General features: G+C 64.5%; 15 protein-coding genes and 1 pseudogene. 10 read left to right on the top strand and 6 right to left on the bottom strand.

Annotated features, from left to right (window positions below):
- Positions 1 to 4 precede the first annotated feature (4 nt).
- The gene (locus F8237_RS03140; protein ID WP_151642355.1) at positions 5 to 1,390 is read left to right on the top strand and encodes an esterase/lipase family protein; all 1,386 of its coding nucleotides are present in this window, start codon (positions 5 to 7) and stop codon (positions 1,388 to 1,390) included.
- Here F8237_RS03140 and F8237_RS03145 read toward each other — a convergent pair.
- A complete protein-coding gene (locus tag F8237_RS03145) occupies positions 1,387 to 2,019 on the bottom strand; it encodes an ABC transporter ATP-binding protein (RefSeq protein ID WP_151642356.1) in 633 nt (210 codons plus the stop codon). The genes F8237_RS03140 and F8237_RS03145 overlap by 4 nt on opposite strands.
- Before the next feature lie 275 nt (positions 2,020 to 2,294).
- Between F8237_RS03145 and F8237_RS03150 the strand changes: the two genes are divergently transcribed.
- Together F8237_RS03150 and F8237_RS03155 are read left to right on the top strand one after the other, a co-directional pair.
- Positions 2,295 to 4,034, top strand: a complete 1,740-nt coding sequence (locus F8237_RS03150; protein ID WP_151642357.1) for an ATP-binding protein — start codon at positions 2,295 to 2,297, stop codon at positions 4,032 to 4,034.
- Between the two features lie 122 nt (positions 4,035 to 4,156).
- Entirely contained in the window at positions 4,157 to 4,738 is a 582-nt protein-coding gene (locus F8237_RS03155; RefSeq protein ID WP_151642358.1) for a peroxidase-related enzyme, read from the top strand.
- A gap of 41 nt (positions 4,739 to 4,779) precedes the next feature.
- Here F8237_RS03155 and F8237_RS03160 read toward each other — a convergent pair whose 3' ends face one another.
- Both F8237_RS03160 and F8237_RS03165 read right to left on the bottom strand, forming a co-directional pair.
- Positions 4,780 to 7,332, bottom strand: coding sequence for an HAD-IC family P-type ATPase (locus F8237_RS03160; protein WP_151642359.1), 2,553 nt, complete (start codon positions 7,330 to 7,332; stop codon positions 4,780 to 4,782).
- A 361-nt stretch (positions 7,333 to 7,693) separates the two neighbouring features.
- Positions 7,694 to 8,425: a Crp/Fnr family transcriptional regulator gene (locus tag F8237_RS03165; protein WP_162005848.1), complete on the bottom strand. Its 732-nt coding sequence runs from the start codon at positions 8,423 to 8,425 to the stop codon at positions 7,694 to 7,696.
- A 161-nt stretch (positions 8,426 to 8,586) separates the two neighbouring features.
- Here F8237_RS03165 and F8237_RS03170 point away from each other — a divergent pair, with 161 nt between their 5' ends.
- Positions 8,587 to 8,787 carry a hypothetical protein gene (locus tag F8237_RS03170; RefSeq protein WP_151642361.1) on the top strand — a complete coding sequence of 67 codons (201 nt, stop codon included), beginning with the start codon at positions 8,587 to 8,589 and terminating at the stop codon, positions 8,785 to 8,787.
- Positions 8,788 to 8,819: 32 nt separating this feature from the next.
- Here F8237_RS03170 and F8237_RS36220 read toward each other — a convergent pair whose 3' ends face one another.
- Positions 8,820 to 8,963, bottom strand: a complete 144-nt coding sequence (locus F8237_RS36220; protein ID WP_167527459.1) for a hypothetical protein — start codon at positions 8,961 to 8,963, stop codon at positions 8,820 to 8,822.
- 154 nt (positions 8,964 to 9,117) lie between these two features.
- On the bottom strand, positions 9,118 to 9,744 hold the full coding sequence (locus F8237_RS03175) for a ParB-like protein (protein ID WP_151642362.1): 627 nt from the start codon (positions 9,742 to 9,744) through the stop codon (positions 9,118 to 9,120).
- Between the two features lie 331 nt (positions 9,745 to 10,075).
- On the opposite strand from F8237_RS03175, the gene F8237_RS03180 reads away from it, so the two are divergent.
- From F8237_RS03180 to F8237_RS03205, 6 genes and pseudogenes are all read left to right on the top strand, one after another.
- On the top strand, positions 10,076 to 10,417 hold the full coding sequence (locus F8237_RS03180) for a hypothetical protein (RefSeq protein WP_151642363.1): 342 nt from the start codon (positions 10,076 to 10,078) through the stop codon (positions 10,415 to 10,417).
- A gap of 223 nt (positions 10,418 to 10,640) precedes the next feature.
- Positions 10,641 to 10,928 (top strand): acyl carrier protein, encoded by a 288-nt coding sequence (locus tag F8237_RS03185; protein ID WP_007592476.1) that lies wholly within the window; start codon positions 10,641 to 10,643, stop codon positions 10,926 to 10,928.
- A gap of 10 nt (positions 10,929 to 10,938) precedes the next feature.
- Complete coding sequence (locus F8237_RS03190) at positions 10,939 to 11,409, top strand: 3-hydroxyacyl-ACP dehydratase FabZ family protein (protein WP_151642364.1); 471 nt, start codon at positions 10,939 to 10,941, stop codon at positions 11,407 to 11,409.
- Positions 11,406 to 12,613 (top strand): annotated as a pseudogene (locus F8237_RS03195) (beta-ketoacyl-ACP synthase). The gene F8237_RS03190 and the pseudogene F8237_RS03195 overlap by 4 nt, the downstream one beginning before the upstream one ends.
- Before the next feature lie 48 nt (positions 12,614 to 12,661).
- Positions 12,662 to 13,939 carry a beta-ketoacyl-ACP synthase gene (locus F8237_RS03200; protein WP_151642365.1) on the top strand — a complete coding sequence of 426 codons (1,278 nt, stop codon included), beginning with the start codon at positions 12,662 to 12,664 and terminating at the stop codon, positions 13,937 to 13,939.
- A gap of 8 nt (positions 13,940 to 13,947) precedes the next feature.
- Complete coding sequence (locus F8237_RS03205) at positions 13,948 to 14,880, top strand: lipid A biosynthesis lauroyl acyltransferase (RefSeq protein WP_151642366.1); 933 nt, start codon at positions 13,948 to 13,950, stop codon at positions 14,878 to 14,880.
- Positions 14,881 to 14,985: 105 nt separating this feature from the next.
- Here F8237_RS03205 and F8237_RS03210 read toward each other — a convergent pair whose 3' ends face one another.
- On the bottom strand, positions 14,986 to 16,098 hold the full coding sequence (locus F8237_RS03210; RefSeq protein ID WP_151642367.1) for a polyamine ABC transporter substrate-binding protein: 1,113 nt from the start codon (positions 16,096 to 16,098) through the stop codon (positions 14,986 to 14,988).
- Between the last annotated feature and the right edge of the window lie 4 nt (positions 16,099 to 16,102).

The following is a 16,102-nucleotide window of genomic DNA, read 5'->3' on the forward strand; positions in this document are numbered from 1 at the left end:
GAACATGTCACAGTTTGCCGCGGAAGATCCCAGGCGTTACCTGTCTCTGATCAAGGCGGCCGAGGATCATGACGACCTGTTCCAGGCTCTCTATGTCGATCATGATGACAGGATGGACTCCGTCGCCGGCTTGAGACGCCGCCGGCGGCGTGCCTCCAACACGCCCGACGACAATATTCTTGCGGCTTCCCTGGTCGAGGAAAACGGCGTCCTGCGCTGGCATGACGGCGTTCCGGCCCGGGAGGAAGCGCCGCAGCGCCGCCGCCGTGCACGACGTGCCGGAGGGCCGCCGCCGCTTCCGGACCAGACCGTCGTCCTGATCAAGGAGTTTCCGAGGCTTCAGCCCAACAGGGCCGCCGCCGCCATTGGCGCGATCGACATGCGCCTCAATTCCGCGATCGGCGTCTCGCTGCAGTCCCACCTCAGGCAATTGCGGGGTGGACCGCAAAAATTCGTCATCGATGCCAATGATGCCCACGGACCGTTCGACGGCCGAACCTTGTTGCTCGTCCACGGGACCTTCTCCAACGCCGTCAACATGGTTGGCGAATTCGAGGCGACGACGGACGGCCAGGCATTTCTCAATGCCGCTCTGAACGGACCCGACAAGTACGACCAGGTTCTCGTGTTCGAGCACGCAACGCTTGCCGTAAGCCCGGTGCTGAATGCGCTCGAGCTCGGACGCGCTTTCAGCGGCGCCTCCGGAGCGGTCCACGTCATTGCCCACAGCCGTGGGGGACTGATCGTTCGCTGGTGGCTGGAGGCGTTCGGCGCTGCGCTCAAGGCCGAGACCCGCGTGGTCTTCGCGGGCTCGCCGCTGTACGGCACCTCGCTGGCTGCGCCCGACAAGCTCCAGCACGCGTTGAGCCTGATCTCCAATATCGGGACGTTTGCCGAGAGGACGCTAACGCTCGTTGGAGGTGCCAATCCGTTCCTCTGGGTCGCGGGCAAGCTGGTCGAGGTGGTGATGACCGTCACCGGGACGCTCGCCCACACGCCTCTCCTTGACGGGCTCATCGCGCTCATTCCGGGGCTGTTCGGACAATCCCAGATATCCAACAACTACGAACTCAATTTGCTGCGACTTGGCCCTTGCACGACGCAGCCTGCGTATTTCGTCGTCAAGTCGAATTTCGCCACGGTGGACCCCGGATGGCAGTTCTGGAAGAACTTCAGAGCGCTACGGGGTGCCGACCTTGCGGCCGACCAGATTTTCCCCGGCGACAACGACCTCGTGGTCGATACTGGCTCGATGACCAACCTCGGAGAGACAGACTTTCCGCTGAAAATCAGGGACGTCGAGGATTTTGGCAACGATCCCGAAGTCTGGCACTGCAACTATTTTCGCCAGAAGAGGACCATCGACTTCATCCGGCGCAACCTCCCTTAGCCTGCCGGCACCGACAGCTTCGTCGCGTGCTCATGGAATAACGCCCGCAGCTTTCGCCGCAACGGCATCAACGCCTTCGACGCAAGACCGAGCTTGCCCGAAGGCGCAATCAGATAGGCCTGGGTTTCGTCCTCGATGACGTGTTGCGCGTAGCCGGCCCTTGCGAGCTGCCGCCCGAGCGTACGCGTATCATATGGACGCATCGCCTCTCGCACCTTGCTGCGGTAATCGGCATCGGTGAAGAACAACGCGTGAGCGAGTTCGTGCGTCAAGGTGCTGCCGCGGCCTTGGTAGACGCCGATGACGTAAAACCGTCCGCGCAACCTAGCGAACAATCCGAGCAGTCGCTTCTCCTTGCGCGTGAGCGGATCGAACGCGCCGGCATAGAACGGAGCAAACGCGGTCGAAGGAACGTTGAAGCCGGACCAGTCCTGATAGTAGGTGAAATTGCCGTGTCGCGCGGCATACCAGTCCATGTACTGCTCGAGCGAGAAGACCCGCCCGTGAAACTCCGGCGACTCGTAGTGCTCCTGCACGCGCAGGAAGGTCGATGTCAGCTCATATTGCGTCTTGAATCGAAGCAGGTAGATGCGCGGCCCGACGCGCGTCTTGACGATCCCTCCCGACATCCGTCGCGTCCCCCTCGCCGGCCGTCGCGACTTGCGCCGTTCATCAACCGCTGTTCGGTACATGGTAAATCATTCCTTAACCGGCCGCGACAAGACAGGCCTAGAAAATCAGCATTTTTCCGCCGATTCCCGGAGCAAGCATACATTCGGAACAAATCTCATGGCCGAATTGTCGCAGATTTAAGAAAACGCCTGCACCTGCTGCTTAACCGTTTGTGCAGCCCCGCCTCTCATAGTCAGGGTTAAACTCCTCGCTCATTCCAGGTTCATTCATCGTGACATCCTTTGGACGCGTGATTTCGGTTCGCGGGTCGCTCGCCCGGGTCGGACTTCTGGCGGAAAGTCAGATGCCGGTCTCGGAGGTCCGGGCCACCGTCGGCCGCTTCGTCAGCATCCGCTGCGCCAGCTCGGTCATCGTCGCCATGATCACCGAGGTGTCCTGCGAGAATCTGTCGAGCAGCGACAACTACATTGCCATCGCCTCCGTCGACCTGCTCGGCGAAATCCACAATGCCGCCGACAAGGCCAAGTTTCAGCGCGGCGTCACCAACTATCCGACCATCGGCGATTCCGTCGACCTGATCACCAGCCAGGAGCTGCGCACGATCTACGCGCCGACCGGGTCGGACCAGATCAACGTCGGCTTCCTCCAGCAGGACCGCTCCGTCGTCGCTTATGTCGACGTCGAGGAAATGCTGTCCAAGCATTTTGCGGTGCTCGGATCGACCGGCGTCGGCAAATCCACCGGCGTGTCGCTGCTGCTCAACGAGATCCTCAAGGCGCGTCCGAATCTGCGCATCTTCCTGCTCGACGTGCACAACGAATATGGCCGCTGCTTCGGCGACCGCGCGCTGGTGCTCAACCCGCGGAACCTGAAGCTGCCGTTCTGGCTGTTCAATTTCGAGGAAATCGTCGACGTGCTGTTCGGCGGCCGCGCCGGCGTGCCGGAGGAGCTCGACGTCCTCGCCGAGGTGATCCCGATCGCCAAAGGCATCTACACCCAGTACCAGAACACCGACCGCCTCGGCCTGAAGCGCGTCGATCCCAAGCAGGTCGGGTTCACCGTCGACACGCCGGTGCCGTATCGCCTGGTCGATTTGATGTCGCTGATCGACGAGCGCATGGGCAAGCTCGAAAATCGCTCCTCGCGCATCATCTATCACAAGCTGATCTCGCGCATCGAGGCCGTGCGCAACGACCCGCGCTACGCCTTCATGTTCGACAACGCCAATGTCGGCGGCGACACCATGGCCGAGGTGATCAGCCATCTGTTCCGTCTGCCCGCCAATGGCAAGCCGATGACGGTGATGCAGCTCGCCGGCTTCCCCGCCGAGGTCATCGATTCCGTCGTCTCGGTGCTGTGCCGCATGGCCTTCGATTTCGGCCTGTGGAGCGACGGCGTCTCGCCGATGCTGTTCGTCTGTGAGGAAGCCCACCGCTACGCCTCCGCCGACCGCAATGTCGGCTTCGGGCCGACCCGCAAAGCGGTCTCGCGCATCGCCAAGGAAGGCCGCAAATACGGCGTCTATCTCGGCCTCATCACCCAGCGCCCGGCCGAGCTCGACGCCACCATCATCTCCCAGTGCAACACGCTGTTCACGATGCGTCTTGCCAACGAGCGCGACCAGGCGCTGCTGCGTGCCGCGGTGTCGGATGCGGCCGCGAATTTGCTGTCCTTCGTGCCCTCGCTCGGCACCCGCGAGGTGCTGGCATTCGGCGAAGGCGTCGCGCTGCCGACGCGCCTGCGCTTCAAGGAGGTACCGCCGCATCAATTGCCCCGCGGCGAAGCCACCATCAGCAGCGTGCCGTCCGTCACCTCGGGGCATGACATGCATTTCGTCGGTGCGGTGCTCGAGCGCTGGCGCGGCGCCACCTCGCAGCGCGACGTGCCGAACGACCCGGTGTTCCAGGCGCCGCCGGCCAAGACGCTGGCACCCGCCGAGACACCGATGCTGCAACCGTCGATGGGGCTCGATCCGGATCGCTTCTCGCTGCTGAAGAAGCCGCTGCGGTAAGATCCTCTCGTGTCCCGGGCGCACTGCAGCGTGCAACGCTGCTGCGCAGAACCGGGACCCACGCGTTGAGCCCGTCGTCCGCATCGACTATGGTTGCCGGCCCCAAGCCGGAAACCATCCCCATGACAAAGCCCGCCGCTCCACGCTTCGCCGCACCCGCCCTCGACACGCTTCCCGACGACATCCGCACGCGCCTGCTCGCCGTGCAGGACAAGAGCGGCTTCGTGCCGAACGTGTTCCTGACGCTGGCCTATCGGCCCGACGAATTCCGCGCCTTCTTTGCCTATCACGACGCGCTGATGGAGAAGGACGGCGGCCTCACCAAGGCCGAGCGCGAGATGATCGTGGTGGCGACTTCGGCCGCCAACCAGTGCCAGTATTGCGTGATCGCGCACGGCGCGATCCTGCGCATCCGTGCCAAGAATCCCCTGATCGCGGACCAGGTCGCGGTGAACTACCGCAAGGCCGACATCACGCCGCGGCATAAGGCGATGCTGGACTTCGCGATGAAGGTTTCGGTCGATGCGCAGCGGATCTCCGAGGAGGATTTCGTCGCGCTTCAGCCCCACGGCTTCAGCGACGACGACATCTGGGACATCGCCGCAATCTCCGCCTTCTTCGCGCTGTCGAACCGGCTGGCGAACTTCACCGGAATGCGCCCGAACGAGGAGTTCTATCTGATGGGACGGCTGCCGAAAAAATAGCCGAGAAGAAACACCCGAAAGCCGGGTTCAATCAGCCGATGCTAGAATCGCAGCCGCTGCCCCCACAGCGGCTTCAGCAGCTCGAGCACCGTCAGCACCAGCAATCCCGCGCCGAGCGTGATCATCAGATCGTCGGTATGCAAGGGACCGAAGCGGAACAGGCTGGACGCCGGAGGCCACAGCAGCGCCGTGGCGAGAACGAGCGCGACCGTCACGAAGATCAAGACCAAAGCGGAATTTGGACGGGAGAATGCGGACACGAGCGACGCGCTGAAAGACCGGTTGACCAGGACCAGGGCCAGGATGCAGACGACGAGGGATACGAAGGCGAGCGCCCTCGCCTCATCGGACGTGAGGCCGGTGCGAAGCGCACCGACGAATATGGCAGCGGTCGCGGCAAATGCCAGGGCGCCCTGAAGCACGCTCCAGCCGATCAAGGGCCACGAGAACAATTCGGAATCGGCCCGCCGCGGCGGACGCGTCATCGCATCGTGTTCGTCCCGCTCCGCCTCGAACACGAGCGCGCACACGGGGTCGATGATCAGTTCCAGAAACGCGATGTGCACCGGACTGAAGATCAACGGCAGCCCGAACACCAGAGGCAACAGCGCAAGCCCCGCGATCGGGACATGGACGGCGAAGATGAAGGCCATCGCCTTTCGCAGATTGTCGTAGATGCGCCGGCCCAGGCGAATGGCCGCCACGATCGAGCCGAAATCGTCGTCGAGCAGGACGATCGACGATGCCTCGCGGGCGACGTCGGTCCCGCGTCCTCCCATCGCGATGCCGATATGGGCGGCCTTGAGCGACGGAGCATCGTTGACGCCGTCGCCGGTCATCGCGACGATCTCGCCGTTGAGCTTCATCGCCTGGACGATGCGCAATTTCTGTTCCGGCAAGACCCGGGCGAATACATTGGCATGCCTGACACGGTCGGCGAGCTCCGGATCGTCCGCCAGCTTGAGCTGGTCGCCGGTCACGACGTCGCGGGCGTCGAGCCCGGCCTGGTTCGCAATGGCAACGGCCGTTGCTGGATAATCGCCCGTGATCATGACGACGCGGATCCCCGCCGCACGGCATTCGCGAACCGCATCGGGGACCTCTGGACGGAGCGGATCGGCCAGCCCGACCAGACCGACGAAGCGATAGGCGAAATCCGTCTGGGACGATGGAAGCTGCGTGTCATCGCCCGCTGCTACGGCCACTCCCAACACGCGAAGCCCGTCTTTGGCCATCGCTCCGATTGCATCTCGCACCGCCGCCTGGTCGGCGTCGCTCAGCCGGCACAGCCGTGCGATCGCCTCGGGCGCGCCCTTGGCACAGATGACGAGGTCGGCCCGACCGGGTGTGCGCCAGACCTGAGACATGGCCAGCAGCTCGGGACGCAGACCGTAAGTCCGCACCAGGGTCCGCGGACCGTCCGCCGCATCGCTCTCCCGCAAGGCATCCCGCGCGAAGACATGCAGGGCCTTCTCCATCGGATCGAACGGCTCCGGCGAGCTCGCCAGCGCCCCGCAGCGCGCCAGCTCGACGAATTCGGGCGCGGCATGATCTTGTCCGGCCGGCGCCGGACGCATCGATGCCCCATTGGGCAACCGCAGCTCAGCGACGGACATCTGGTTCTGCGTCAGCGTCCCGGTCTTGTCGGTGCACAGCACGGTCGCAGAACCGAGGACCTCGATGGCCGCGGCGCGGCGCGTCAGCACGCGGGCCTGCGAGATTCGCCATGCCCCCATCGCCATGAACACCGTCAGCACGACGCTGAACTCTTCCGGCAGCATGGACATGCCGATTACGATGCCTGCGAGCAGCGCTTGCAGCCAATCCCCGCGCAGGGCTCCGTAAAGCGCAACGGCGGCCAGGCTGACTACCGCTCCGCCGAGAAAGCAGAGCCGCACCAGCCTTGCCGTCTGTTGCTTGAGCCGCGGCGGCTCCGCCTGCAAACCGCGCAGCGACAGCCCGATCTTCCCGATCTCGCTGCGAGGGCCGGTGGCTCCGACCCGCGCCAGCCCCTCACCGCGCACCACCATCGAGCCGGAATACACGAACGGCTGATCCTCGCCGCCGGGCCGGTGATCGACCGCTAGCGCCTTGTCCGCGACCTGCTTGCGAACGGGCACCGACTCTCCGGTCAGCAGGGATTCGTCGATTTGCAGATCGCGCGCGTCCACCAGCATGGCATCGGCGGGAATCCGGTCGCCTTCGCCGAGAACGACGAGATCGCCGCGCACGACCTCGCGGCCTGGAATCCGGCGGCGTGCGCCGTCCCGTATGACGAGCGCGCGCGGGCTGGTCAGGTCCCGCAAGGCCTCGAGCACGCGCTCGGTCCGGGTCTCCTGCACCACCGTGATCACGATGGACATCGCACCGAATGTCAGCAGGATGATCGCTTCCTTGAGATCGCCGAGCGCGAGGTAGACCAATCCGCCGCCGAGGAGCAGCGCCAGCATCGGTTCGCGCAGCACCTCGAGCACGATGCGCAGGGGGCTGCGCCGGTCGGGTCGAGGCAATTCGTTGTAACCGTCGTCCGCAAGCCGCGCCCGAGCCTCGGCCTCGCTCAGTCCGGCCGGGCTCCCGCTCTCCGTGCCGCTCACGTCTTCCGCCGCAGGCTCCAGAGGCTCCCGGCGAGCAGGACCGCGGTCACGAGCAGGATGGCGACGAAAGTCTGAATGATGGTGAAGTTCAGCGCATCCCGCGCGACGAACAGCGCGGTGACGGCTCCGGCAAGGACAAACAGAAGGCGAAAGATCAGACTCATCGTCACGTCTCCAGGTCGGCATAATGTACCCACCTGGCGCTTCCACATCAAACGCTGTTCGGCATCATGCCGGCGGACCTTAGCGGCCGACACCAGCGCCGATTTGCGATACGTCAAGCCGGCCTGCGCCGTCGGGCCGCAGGTTCGGCGCTGTCACCGTTCGAATGTCAAAATTGGAATCGCGGCATCTGGCGCCATCAAAGCGTCGGCGACTGGTGCAGATAACGGCCGTCGAAATCCGCCAGCTCCAGGAGCTTCCGCTCGTCCAGCACCGTCACCCGGCCGCGCTGCAGCTCGACGATGCCCTCCTGGCGCAATTGCTTGATGACGCGGTTGGCGTGAACGGCGGTGATCCCCAGAGCTTCACCGATCTGCTCCTGGGTCAGCGGCATCTCGAAATCGTTGCCGTCCACGCGCCCGATGATTCTCAGTCGCTCACGAAGCTCGATCATCACATGGGCAAGCCGCGCCGGCGCGGGGCGCTGGCCCACATTGACGATCCATTCGCGAAACATCGCGGCGTCGATCAACGTGTCCCGCCAGAACATTTCCGCAACATTCGGCCTGCGGCGATGCAGCTTCTGCAGTGTCTCGTGGCTGATGAAGCCGAGGGTCGACGGCGTCAACGTCGACAGATCATGGTCCATCACATGCAGGAACAGGCTCATCAGATCCGGTATCTCGCCGGGGATATGGATCGAGAGGATCTGCCGCTTGCCGCTTGCGATCGTCTTGGAGCGCACGCAGAAGCCGTCGGCGATCAGGCAGCAATCGGTCGCCCGCTCGCCGTCGCGCACGACCGGTGTTTCCGCCGGATACTGCCGCACCGAAATTGGCAGGGCCTCGAGCTCCTTGATGTCCTCCTCCGCGATCGCGGACGAGATGCGCAAACGCCTGATGAGCGCAGCGCGGATCGTATCGCTGGACACGCGAGGAAGCTCCGGTTGGCGTGAATGGGAACCCGTATTGCAAGTCGCGGCACCCGGGCGCCGCTGCAATGAAAACCCGCGATCCGCGCCGCCGGTTCCAACAAAAGTTAAGGACGCCGCTGGCGTCGGCATGGTTGGTTTCGCGCCGGAAAGGCCAAGCCATGACCAAGAAACGCAACCGTACGCGACCGCCCCTGACGCTCCAGGAGCGCCTCAACAAGTTCACGCAAGAAGCCCGCGCCGCCGCAAAGAACCTGCCGGCCGGTGCCGAGCGCCACACGCTGCTTCAGAAGGCGCGCGATGGCGAGGCCGCAGTGGAAATGGAGCGCCTGCTGTCCTCGCCTGGCCAACCACCGAAGTGATCCGCATGGCGCAGCTCTGAAGGGCTATGCCGCTAGCGTTTCGCCATCAACTCGAGCGCTGGCGCGAAGCGCTCGGAAAACGTCAATGTCTTGGCGTGGTGAACCGCGGCAAACGATGCGGATATCCCTGCTGAAGCGATCGCGAGCAAGGCAATAACGAAAACCAGACGGCGCATTTTGGCCTCCTGTGTGAGCTCGACTACTCCACACAGATGAGGCGGCTCTGTTTCAGGACAGTTTCATGGGCGCCGAAAATGATGTCGCTCAAGAGGCTGTGATGAGGCCCGGCTTGACGGCCGCCTGCTGTCCTCATGCGAGGCCGCCGCTGCCCTAGTCGTCCGACGCCGGGCCGCACCAGCCGGGCAGGTAGATCGCATCCTTGCTCTTGGCTGCCGACAAGGCCTTCTCGAGCGCCTTGTCGAAATTGGCGTCCACCTCCTTGCGCAACAGTTTCCGGCGCAGATAGTCGGCCCACAGGAATTCGGAGAACGGCGTGGTGTCCTTCGCGAAGCCGCCCATGCGACGCAGCTCGCCGGCGAGGCTGCGGAAGGGGTCGTCCTTGAGATCGACGACCGATTTCGGCAGGTCGCGGAACGGCCGCCGCTCGCCCTTGGCGTCGTAGGGATAGACCCAGCGCTTGTTGTCCATCACGCCCCAGAAGGCCTCGCGCTCGACCATCCTGAGATCGCCGACCACGGTCACCAGCACCTCCTTGATGCCCTCGTCGTGCAGGGCGCGGCCGAGATGATGATGGTCGATCACGTAATAGCGCTGGTCCGGCCCGTAGACGACGGGAATCATGTGGGTGCCGAGCAGCTCGGATTGCTTCTTCTTGCCGTGCTCGCGCCAGCGCTTGCGCTTCTCCTTGACCTCGCGCATGCCGACCGTCATTTGCGTCGGCCGCAGCGACAGGATCGGCACCGGATGCACTCTCGGCTCGCGCGCGTTGCTGGTCATGGTCGAAGGGCCCTCACAGGATTGCAGCCGGTCGTTCAGGTTCCCGGATTATGCCATGACGCCGGCGGCGACAAAATGCGTTCGGCCCCGGCACCGAGATCACAAGCCGATGTTCACGGGCGGGACGGCGGGGGCTCGGGGCTGTTGTTGCAACGCAACCCGGGCCGGGCACCGAGGTCACGGACGCCGCCACGATCGCTCGCAGCGAACCAAGAAATCCCCATGAAGGATAGTGCAAACGCGCAATGCACGTGCGCGTTGAGAAGATTTTCTGCAACGCGTTCATCGCGTATGCTATCTAAAATCGCTGCTTCGGAGTGATCCCTGCACCATGAAAACCCAGCGGCCCATAAGCTCGGATGACGAGCACCGGGTGCTCCAGTTCAGGCCGCGCACCTCGCCTTCCCCGGCCACCAACCGGGGCGGCGGTACCGTGCAGCCGCTCCGCGTCGCCCCCGAACCGCTCGACCTGTCGCGCTACGAGCAGCCTCGCCCCGAGCCGGACGATTTCCGCCACCGCATGCTCGCGAATATCGCCGCACTTGCCTTCACCATCGCACTGACCGCGGTCGGAATCTGGCTCGCGGTCAGCATCGCCGACCTCAGGCGGACCCAGGATTGCGTGCTGATGGGCCGCCGGGACTGCGCGAAGATCGTCACGCCGCAGATCTAGCCACGGCCTACCAACCGCCCCTTGAGCCGAAAGGGTGCCGGCGGGCATCCCCAGCCCTGTCCCCGCCCCTGTCCGGCTCCATTGAACTCAGGGCGGCGCTCCGTTATACGGGCACTCAACCCGGCCAGAGGGGGGTTTGAGGGCGTCATCAGGGGCGCGATGCCCACCCACCATGCCACTCTGGAACATCTGACAATATCCGCAATATATCAAAGGCTTAGTGATGTCCTCCACATTCGATCAGGTCGCTACGATCATCGCTGAAACCTGCGACATCCCCCGCGACACGATCACGCCGGATAGCCACGCCATCGATGACCTCGGCATCGACAGCCTCGATTTCCTGGACATCGCCTTCGCGATCGACAAGCAGTTCGGCATCAAGCTGCCGCTGGAAAAGTGGACCCAGGAGGTCAACGACGGCAAGGCGACCACCGAGCAGTATTTCGTGCTGAAGAACCTGTGTGCGCGCATCGACGAACTGGTTGCCGCCAAGGGCGCGAGCGCCTGATCGGGCGGTCATGCAACTCGAATATTTTCATATGATCGATCGCATCGTCGACCTCAAGGTCGACGAGAAGACGATCGTCGTCGAAGCCCAGGTCCCGAAGGAGAGCACCATCTTCGAGGGACACTTCCCGGGCTATCCCTTGATGCCGGGCGTGCTCCTGATCGAATCGATGGCGCAGGCCTCGGGCTTTCTGCTGCTCGGGGTCCTGAAGTTCGAGCGGATGCCGATTCTTGCCGCCGTGAAGGAAGCCAAGGTGCGTGGCTCGGTATTCCCCGGCGATCTCATGAGCATCGAGGCAAGCGTCGCCCATGAGGGCTCGGGCTATGCCATGACCGAGGCCAAGATCAGGGTCGACGGCAAGCTGCGCGCGAATTCGACACTCACCTTCACGCTTATCCCGTTCCCCAATGCGGATATGCGCGGATACATGGACGCGGTCGCAAAGCGCGTCGGCTTTCCGCAACAGGCCGTTTCGCCATGACTGACACTGCTGCTCTGAGGCCCGGCCAGACCGAAGTCTGGATCACCGGCATTGGACTTGCCACCTCGCTCGGCGAGGGCCTGGACGCGAACTGGACCGCGCTCCAGGAGAGGCGCATCAATGTCGACGAGAAGGGTTTTGCGCCCTACATCGTGCATCCCCTGATGCCTGTCTCCTTCGACAGCCAGATCCCGAAGAAGGGTGACCAGCGCCAGATGGAAGCCTGGCAGCGGATCGGCACCTATGCCGCCGGCCTCGCGCTCGACTCCGCCGGGATCAAGGGCAACAAGGACATTCTGTCGAAGATCGACATGGTGGTCGCCGCCGGCGGCGGCGAGCGCGATCTCAACGTCGACACCGGCGTGCTCACGGCCGAGGCCAAGGGAGCGAACGCGCCCGGCTTCCTGAACGAGCGGCTGATGAGCGATCTCAGGCCGACGCTGTTCCTGGCCCAGCTCTCCAATCTCCTCGCCGGCAACATCGCCATCGTGCACGGTCTCGGCGGCACCTCGCGCACCTTCATGGGCGAAGAAGTCGCGGGCGCCGATGCCGCCCGCATCGCGCTGGCGCGAATCGCCTCGGGCGAGAGCGACATCGCGCTGATCGGCGGCTCGCATAACGGCGAACGCAAGGACCTGATGGTCCTCTACGAATTCGGCGACTTCAATCTGAAGGACAAGTTCGCCCCCGTCTGGGCGCGCAAGGAACACGCCGGTTTCGCGCTCGGCTCGGCCGGCGCCTTCCTGGTGCTGGAATCGAAGGCGCATGCCGAGGCGCGCGGCGCCAAGCCGTTCGCAAAGCTGTCGAGCGTCGTTGCTGATCTCGCCCGGCGCAAGCAGCCCGGCGACATGGCCGCAACGCTGGAGAAGCTTTGGGCCAAGCTGCCGAGGCGCGAGGGCAAGGGCGCGATCATCACCGGGGCGACCGGCGCGGAGCCGGCGACCTCGGAAGAGCGCGGCTTCCTGAAGAGCCATGCCGAATTCCCGGTGCGATCCACCGGTACGATGTTCGGCCACACCATGGAAACGCAATTCCCGCTTGGCCTCGCGCTCGCCGCCCTCTCGATCTCGCGCGGCGCGCTGTTCCCGCCGAACGATTCCACGGGACTTGAGATTGAAATGCAGGGGGCGCCCACCCAGATTGTGGTGGTGGGGCCGGACACTGGCGCGGCGAAGGCATGGCGCTGGTCGAGGCGGTCAGCTGACGCGCGGCGCGCTTCGGCTGATGACGCTCTAGCTCTATCGGGGGACACATGACTGCACCACGCGACAAACTCGGGCGTCCCGTCGTCGTCGTCACCGGCATGGGCATCATGACCTCGCTCGGCGCCGGCAAGGCCGACAATTGGGCCAAGCTCGTCGCCGGCGAATCCGGCATCCGCACCATCACGCGCTTTCCGGTCGACGGCCTCAAGACCACGATGGCCGGCACCGTGGACTTCGTCAGCGTCGATCCGTTCTCCTCCACCGGCCTGTCCGAGCGGATGGCCGAACTCGTCACGCAGGAAGCGCTCGAGCAGGCCGGCATCGGGGCCAAGGCCGATTTCCCGGGCCCCCTCTTCCTTGCGGTTGCGCCGGTCGAGGTCGAATGGCCGCAGCGCCGCGAGCTCGGCCGCGCCGTCGGCGCGCCGGACTTCACCTATGACGATCTGCTGCGGATCTCCGGCGGCGGCAAGTACAGCGCTTATCACCACCGCTTCATGTTCGGCTCGGTTGCCGCCCATCTTGCCGAGACCTTCGGCACCAAGGGCTCGCCGATCTCGCTGTCGACGGCCTGCGCCTCGGGCGCGACCTCGATCCAGCTCGGCGTCGAGGCGATCCGCCGCGGCGAGACCGACGCCGCGCTGTGCGTCGCGACCGACGGCACCGTGAACCCGGAAGCCCTGGTGCGCTTCTCGCTGCTCTCGGCTCTGTCGACCCAGAACGATCCGCCGCAAGCGGCCTCCCGCCCCTTCTCCAAGAACCGCGACGGCTTCGTCATGGCCGAAGGCGCCGGCGCACTGGTGCTCGAAAGCTACGAAGCCGCGACCGCGCGCGGCGCGAAGATTCTCGGCGTCATCGCCGGCTGCGGCGAGCTGACCGATTCCTTCCATCGCACCCGCTCCTCGCCCGACGGCAAGCCGATCATCGGCTGCATGAACAAGACGCTGGCCGATGCCGGCATGACGCCGGACCAGATCGACCACATCAACGCGCACGGCACCTCGACGCCCGAGAACGACAAGATGGAGTACAACACGACATCGGCCGTGTTCGGCGATCTCATCTCGAAGATCCCGGTCACCTCCAACAAGTCGATGGTCGGCCACACCATCTCGGCCGCCGGTGCGGTCGAGGCGATCTTCTCGTTGCTGACGCTCGAGCATCAGCGCATTCCGCCGACGATCAACTACGAGACGCCGGATCCCGCGATCCTGTTCGACGTCGTCGGCAACAAGGCGCGCGATGCCCGCGTCACCGCGGTGATGTCGAACTCGTTCGGCTTCGGCGGCCAGAACGCCTCGCTGATCCTGACGCGCGAACCCGCCTGACCGGACGCATGGCGCTGATTCCCATCAGCACGAAGATTCGCGCGCGAAATGCAGCCAAGTCGATCGGCGGAAGCCTGATCGGCGCGGCCACCGTCGGCATGCTGCGCACCACGCGCTATTTCGATCCGGCCAAGACCTCGGACTTTTTCGCGCGCGTCACCAAGCTGATCGGCCCGCGCCTGCGCGAGCACCGGATCGGCCGCGCCAACCTCACCGCCGCGTTTCCCGAGAAGTCGCCGGAGGAGATCGAACAGATCCTGATGGGCGTGTGGGACAATCTCGGCCGCGTCGGCGGCGAGTTTGCGCACATGGACCACGTCTGGGATTACGATCGCGACCATCCGGAAAAGAGCCGGATCGAACTGCCTCAAGCCAGCATCGAACGGTTCGACCGAATCCGCGACGACGGCAAGCCGGCACTGATCTTCGCCGCCCATCTGTCCAATTGGGAACTGCCGGCGCTGGCAGCCATCGCGCATGGGCTCGACACCGCGATCCTCTACCGCCGGCCGAACATCGCCTCGGCCGACCGCATCATCCAGGAGATGCGCCAGGTCAACATGGGCACGCTGATCCCGGCGGGCCGCGACGCGCCGCTACGGCTCGCGCAGGCGCTCAAGGACGGCAAGCATGTCGCCATGCTGATCGACCAGTATCTGACCGGCGGCGTCGAGGTCACCTTCTTCGGCCGCAAGACCCGCGCCAATCCGATGCTGGCGCGCCTGCTCCGCCAGGTCGAATGCCCGATCCACGGCGTCCGCATCATCCGCCTGCCCGGCAATCGCTTCCGCGCCGAGCTGACCGAGGAGGTCAAGCCGGTCCGCGATGCTGACGGCAGGATCGACATCCAGGGCACGACGCAGGCGATCACGAGCGTGGTGGAGAGCTGGGTGCGCGAGTATCCTGAGCAGTGGTTGTGGCTGCACCGGCGGTGGCGGTAGCTCTGCCGTCATTGCGAGGAGCGAAGCGACGAAGCAATCCAGAGCGTCTCCGCGGAGAGATTCTGGATTGCTTCGCTCCGCTCGCAATGACGACGCCTCGCCCCTCTACCTTCCCGTCTTCACCTTCGTCCACAACCGGTTGATGACCCGCTGCGTCGCCGGCTCGCGCGCCGTGATGACGAACAGCTTTGCGAGCGTCGCCTCGTCCGGATAGATATTCTTGTCGCCGAGAATCTTGGGGTCGATCAGCTTCTGGCTGGCGAGGTTGCCGTTGGCGTAGGACAGGAAGTCCGAGTTCTTGGCGGCAACGTCGGGGCGATAGAGGTAGTTGATCAGCTCGTAGGCCTCGCTGACATTCTTCGCGTCCGCGGGGATCGCGAGATTGTCGAAAAACATCTGCGCGCCCTCCTTCGGGATCGCGTAGCCGATCTCGATGCCGCTTTTAGCCTCGGCGGCGCGGGCGCGGGCCTGCATGATGTCGCCGGACCAGCCGACCACGAAGCAGATCTCGCCGGTGGCGAGCGCGCTCAGATATTCGGACGAGTGGAATTTTCGTACCGACGGGCGCACCTTGGCGACGACGTCAGCGGCCTTCTCCAAGTCCGCTTGTTTGGTCGAGTTCGGATCGAGCCCGAGCCAGCTCAGCGCCGCCGGAAAGATGTCGTCGGCGGAGTCGAGCATGTGGACGCCGCAGTCTTTGAACTTGGCGAGGTTCTCCGGCTTGAAGACGATGTCCCAGCTGTCGATCTTCGCGTCGGCCCCGAGGATCTGCTTCAGCTTGGCGACGTTGTAACCGATGCCAGTCGTGCCCCACATGTAGTTGGCGGCGTAAACGTTGCCGGGATCGTAGATGCCGAGTCGCTCAGTCACCACGGGCCAGGCGTTGCCGAGGTTCGGCAGCTTCGTCTTGTCGAGCTTCTGGAAGATGTTGGCCTTGATCTGGCGCTGCAGGAAATAGGCCGTGGGCACCACAACGTCGTAGCCGGACTTGCCGGCCATCAGGCGCGTCTCCAGCGTCTCGTTGGCATCGAAGGTGTCGTAGACCACCTTGATGCCGGTCTCCCTGGTGAAGGCCTCCAGCACGTCCGGCGCCATGTAGTTGGACCAGTTGTAGAAGTTGACGACGCGCTCCCCGGCCCCCGCCGGGGCCGAGAGGAACGTCAGCGCTGCGGCGATTGCGAGACCAAAGCCAAATCCGGAGCGGCCGACGTTCGTCATTCCT

It is taken from the genome of Bradyrhizobium betae (assembly GCF_008932115.1).
Lineage (GTDB): Bacteria > Pseudomonadota > Alphaproteobacteria > Rhizobiales > Xanthobacteraceae > Bradyrhizobium > Bradyrhizobium betae.

What these genes read in the sequence shown, in the direction of transcription:
- F8237_RS36220 (WP_167527459.1), bottom strand. Translation starts at nt 8,963, where the DNA reads ATGCGCCGTCTGGTTTTCGTTATTGCCTTGCTCGCGATCGCTTCAGCA.
- F8237_RS03190 (WP_151642364.1), top strand. Translation starts at nt 10,939, where the DNA reads ATGCAACTCGAATATTTTCATATGATCGATCGCATCGTCGACCTCAAG.
- F8237_RS03200 (WP_151642365.1), top strand. Translation starts at nt 12,662, where the DNA reads ATGACTGCACCACGCGACAAACTCGGGCGTCCCGTCGTCGTCGTCACC.
- F8237_RS03140 (WP_151642355.1), top strand. Translation starts at nt 5, where the DNA reads ATGTCACAGTTTGCCGCGGAAGATCCCAGGCGTTACCTGTCTCTGATC.
- F8237_RS03205 (WP_151642366.1), top strand. Translation starts at nt 13,948, where the DNA reads ATGGCGCTGATTCCCATCAGCACGAAGATTCGCGCGCGAAATGCAGCC.
- F8237_RS03185 (WP_007592476.1), top strand. Translation starts at nt 10,641, where the DNA reads ATGTCCTCCACATTCGATCAGGTCGCTACGATCATCGCTGAAACCTGC.
- F8237_RS03175 (WP_151642362.1), bottom strand. Translation starts at nt 9,744, where the DNA reads ATGACCAGCAACGCGCGCGAGCCGAGAGTGCATCCGGTGCCGATCCTG.
- F8237_RS03155 (WP_151642358.1), top strand. Translation starts at nt 4,157, where the DNA reads ATGACAAAGCCCGCCGCTCCACGCTTCGCCGCACCCGCCCTCGACACG.
- F8237_RS03145 (WP_151642356.1), bottom strand. Translation starts at nt 2,019, where the DNA reads ATGTCGGGAGGGATCGTCAAGACGCGCGTCGGGCCGCGCATCTACCTG.
- F8237_RS03170 (WP_151642361.1), top strand. Translation starts at nt 8,587, where the DNA reads ATGACCAAGAAACGCAACCGTACGCGACCGCCCCTGACGCTCCAGGAG.
- F8237_RS03180 (WP_151642363.1), top strand. Translation starts at nt 10,076, where the DNA reads ATGAAAACCCAGCGGCCCATAAGCTCGGATGACGAGCACCGGGTGCTC.
- F8237_RS03210 (WP_151642367.1), bottom strand. Translation starts at nt 16,098, where the DNA reads ATGACGAACGTCGGCCGCTCCGGATTTGGCTTTGGTCTCGCAATCGCC.